The organism is Pseudoxanthomonas sp. LjRoot204_2 (genome assembly GCF_056175765.1).
Window position 1 is genome coordinate 1 of sequence record NZ_JBGFFG010000306.1, and the last position, 4,127, is coordinate 4,127.

Below are 4,127 nucleotides of genomic sequence, written 5' to 3' on the forward strand. Positions count from 1 at the left end.
CCCACAGACCGGGTTCCACCTGACCGATCTGCGGCATCTCGTGACGGGCGTAGCTCATCAGCCCCGACCACGCGTAGTCGACCTCGACGCCATCGAGCTGTGGGAACACCTTGAGCATGTCGCGGTACAGCAGGCGTTTCACCGCGTGGGGCGAACGGTCCAGGACCGAGATGCGGCCTCCCCACAACAGGCGCGAGTCCGGCAACGGCCGGTAGTAGTCGAATGCGAAACGGGTGTCGTAGACCGCGGCGCGAGTGCGCATCGCTTCGTCCATGCGCGCGCCCAACGGCGTGGTGACCATCACGTACGTGGCGATCGGCAGCACGCCGGCATCGACCCGACGATGCAGGCCCGCGAGATAACCACCGCATGCCAGCACGACATGCCGGGCCTCGACGCTGCCCGACGGCGTGGTGATGCGCCAACCCTCACCGGCGCGCTCAAGCGATGTCGCGGGCGACCGGGCGAAGATCGAGACGCCYTGCGCCGTCGCCACCCGTACGAGCCCGTTCGCGTACTTCAACGGATGGAAGTGGAACGCCTGCGGTTCGAACAGGGCATCGTGGTACCGATCCGTCAAAAGGTCGCGGCGTACCTGGTCACGATCCCGCCATTGCCAGTCACGTCCGAACGCCTGCGCCAGCAATGCCTGACGCTGCTTCAGTACATTCTGGTCGCGGAACCAGTTCGCCCAGATGATGCCGGCCTGCGTGTCGTCGCATTYGATCCCGTGGCGCACCATGCGTCTGCGAATCAGCTCCACCGCCCCGGTGGTGCCGGCGTAGAGCGCTTTCGCGCGTGCCTGGCCCAGGTCACGCACCAGTGAGGCTTCGCCACGGGAAAAGCCTGCGAACACAAAGCCGCCGTTGCGCCCGGACGCGCCAAAGGCCGGGGTGTCCGCTTCCAGCAACACGACATTCTCCGTGCCGCGCTCGGCAAGGCCCAGGGCCGTGTTGAGTCCTGCGAAGCCGGCCCCGATCACGCAGACCGAGGCCTCGGTGCGCGAACCCAACGTCGGCAACGGCGGGGGCGAGCCCGCGGTCGCCGCGTAGTAATTGCCGGCCGAAAGCACCTTGCCCGTCTCCCGACGCCCTTGAGTACGGTCAGCCCAGATCCCGAACGCCGAGCTCGTTCAATGCGCGCTGCATGGTGTCACGCGCCGCGTCGCTGAGCTTTTCGTGGTCGAGCGCATAACGGATGGTGGCTTCGATAAGGCCAATGTGCGTACCGCAATCGAATCGCGTGCCCTGGAAGCGGTACGCATGGACCGGCTTCTCGGCCAGCAGCGCGGCGATGGCGTCGGTCAGCTGTATTTCGCCACCCGCGCCGGGCGTCGTGCTCTCCAGCAGGGAGAAGATGCGCGCATCGAGCACATACCGGCCCACGACGGCCAGCGTACTGGGCGCGACATCGGGCTTGGGCTTCTCGACAATGGCGCTGATGCGCCCCTCCCGTCCCGAGAAGGCGTCGGTCGCCACGATGCCATAGCTGCCGGTCTGCTCCCGCGGCACGTCCTGCACCGCGATGACGCTGCTTCCGCTCGCCTCCGCGGCATCGGCCATCTGCTTGAGCGCGCCCGGGCCGCGATTCCAGATCAGATCGTCCGGCAACAGCACGGCGAAAGGCTCGTCGCCGATGATGGGCTTGGCACACAACACCGCATGCCCCAGTCCCAGCGCTTCGGCCTGCGTGACGAAGACGGCGCGGACGTGCGGGGGCAGCACGTTGCGCACCAGCTCCAGTTGCTCGGCCTTGCCTGCGCGCTCCAGCTTCTGCTCGAGTTCGTAGGCCTTGTCGAAGTAATCGGCGACCGCATGCTTGTAACGGTTCGTGACGAAGACCAGCGTGTCGCACCCGGCCTCGATCGCTTCGTCCACGGCGTACTGGATCAACGGCCGATCGATGATCGGCAGCATTTCCTTGGGCACGGTCTTGGTGGCGGGCAGGAAGCGGGTGCCGAGCCCCGCCACGGGGAACACGGCCTTTCGGATTCGGGCTCGGGTCATCGGGTCCTGCGCGCGTCGCGGCCTGGGAAGACCACGATATTAGCCGACGCTTCGTCCTGTTCGTTTGACAGCGGGGCGAACTCGGGCACGGCCACGCGCAGCACTTCACCCAGCTCGGCGGTGTCGTAGCGTGCATGCGCGGCGCGCAGGCGCTGTATCGCCAGATCGRGGAATTCAGGCGACACGTCGCGCGCCAGTGCCTTCATGATCTTCGAGTGGGAGGTGGGCTGGTAGCGCTCATCCGCGTGGAACAGCGTCTCGTGCAGCTTCTCGCCCGGRCGCAGGCCGGTGTAGACGATGGCGATATCCCGTCCAGGCTGCTTGCCCGCCAGTCGGATCATCTGTTCGGCCAGCAGGCGAATCGGCACCGGATCGCCCATGTCCAGGGTATAGATGGATGCATGCGCCGCACCCGACGCCGCCTGCAGGATCAGCTGGCAGGCCTCCGGGATCGTCATGAAATAGCGCGTGACGTCGGGATCGGTCACGGTGACCGGCCCGCCCTTGCGGATCTGCTCGCGGAACAGGGGCACCACGCTGCCGGCGGAATCCAGCACGTTGCCGAAGCGGACGGTGACGTAGCGCGTGGTGGAACGCGCATCATCCAGCGCCTGGCAGGCCATCTCGGCCAGCCGCTTGGTGGCGCCGAGCACGTTGACCGGATCCACCGCCTTGTCAGTCGAGATCAGCACGAAGGTGCCCACTCCTGCCTCGCGGCAGGCGCGCGCCACGGTTTCCGTCGCCAGCACATTGTTGCCGATGGCTTCCCGCAGATGCCCTTCCAGCAAGGGCACTTGCTTGTAGGCTGCGGCATGGAAGACCGCATCGGGTTCCGCCACGCGCAAGGCGTGCGCGATGACCGCAGGATCTCCGCAGTTGCCGAGCACCGGCAACACTTCGAGATCGGGAAAAGCGCGCCGCAGATCGCCCTGGATGGTGATAAGCGCGAGTTCGTCGATCTCGACCAGCGCAATCCGCTGGGCACCGTGTCGGGCGCACTGGCGGCATAGCTCCGAACCGATGGAGCCACCGGCGCCGGTCACCATGACCGTCCGTCCCCCCAGCCAGCCCCGGATCAGCTTCCAGTCGGGCGTGACGGACTTGCGGCCCAGCAGGTCCTCGATCGCCACTTCCTTGAGGTCACCCGGCATGGACTGGCCTTCCAGGACATTCACCAGACGGGGCACCATGCGGAACGGCAAACCGGTGCTCTCGCAGATCGCGACGACGCGCTGCATGGACGGTGCATCCAGGGACGGCATGGCGATCACCAGCATCCGCGCCGCCGTTTCCCGCGCGACCGCCGCTGCATTCTCCAGGCCACCCAGTACCGGGATGCCGAGCAATTTGGAGCCATGGAGCCGCGCTGCATCATCCAGGAACGCCACCGGGTGGTAGACACCGGTCCGGCGGAGTTCGCGGACCAGCGCCTCGCCGGCCCGCCCCGCACCCAGGACCAGGACGCGCGAGGCGCTCTCGTTGCTGCGCTGGACCTGGCTGTCCTTCCAGGCGCGATAAGCAAGGCGGGGCAGACCGAGGAATCCCACGAGGGCAAAAGGATAGAAGCCCAGCACGGCGCGCGGCGTGGAGCCGAAACGGTTGTAGAAGAACAGGCCCAGCACCACGCCCAGGAATCCCAGCGCGCACGCCTTCACGATGTTCCAGAGGTCCGGCAGGCTGGCAAAACGCCACAGGCCCCGGTACAGCCCCATCCACCAGAAAACAGCACCCTGGGCCAGCAGGACGACCGCGATTTCGTTGGACCACAGGGGGAAGTCGGGGGCGTGCGCCAACATGGCGTAACGGAATCGATGCAGGACCTGCCAGCACAGCCACACCATGGCCAGGTCATGTGCCGCCACGAGGGCGCGCGGCRTGRAGCCGCTCAGTCGGTCCCGCCAGGATTCCATCAGTTCCCTCTCCTGATACTAATCGCGCCATCCCCGGCGCAATGAAAACCAAAGTGCCCCGCCCAGCGCGTACAGCATGATGAAGGCGAGGACAGGCGCCGAAGTGACCGACCCTGACAGCGCATAGCTTAACAATAAGCTAACTCCACCGAACACCATGTAAACCGTGGTGACAGCCGTATGTCCATATCGCCGCGCCGCCTGTTGATAC

At 66.3% G+C, this 4,127-nt stretch carries 4 protein-coding genes; all 4 read right to left on the bottom strand.

The genetic code is table 11. From position 1 onward, the window contains the following. A partial coding sequence (locus AC04L7_RS13560; RefSeq protein ID WP_475513199.1) for an NAD(P)/FAD-dependent oxidoreductase occupies positions 1 to 1,072 on the bottom strand: 1,072 nt, incomplete at its 3' end. A gap of 31 nt (positions 1,073 to 1,103) precedes the next feature. Further along, complete coding sequence (galU, locus tag AC04L7_RS13565; protein ID WP_296282334.1) at positions 1,104 to 2,006, bottom strand: UTP--glucose-1-phosphate uridylyltransferase GalU; 903 nt, start codon at positions 2,004 to 2,006, stop codon at positions 1,104 to 1,106. Beyond that, complete coding sequence (locus AC04L7_RS13570; protein WP_475513200.1) at positions 2,003 to 3,916, bottom strand: polysaccharide biosynthesis protein; 1,914 nt, start codon at positions 3,914 to 3,916, stop codon at positions 2,003 to 2,005. The genes galU and AC04L7_RS13570 overlap by 4 nt, the downstream gene beginning before the upstream one ends. Positions 3,917 to 3,934: 18 nt before the next feature. After that, a partial coding sequence (locus tag AC04L7_RS13575; RefSeq protein WP_475513201.1) for a hypothetical protein occupies positions 3,935 to 4,127 on the bottom strand: 193 nt, incomplete at its 5' end.

What these genes read in the sequence shown, in the direction of transcription:
- galU (WP_296282334.1), bottom strand. Translation starts at nt 2,006, where the DNA reads ATGACCCGAGCCCGAATCCGAAAGGCCGTGTTCCCCGTGGCGGGGCTC.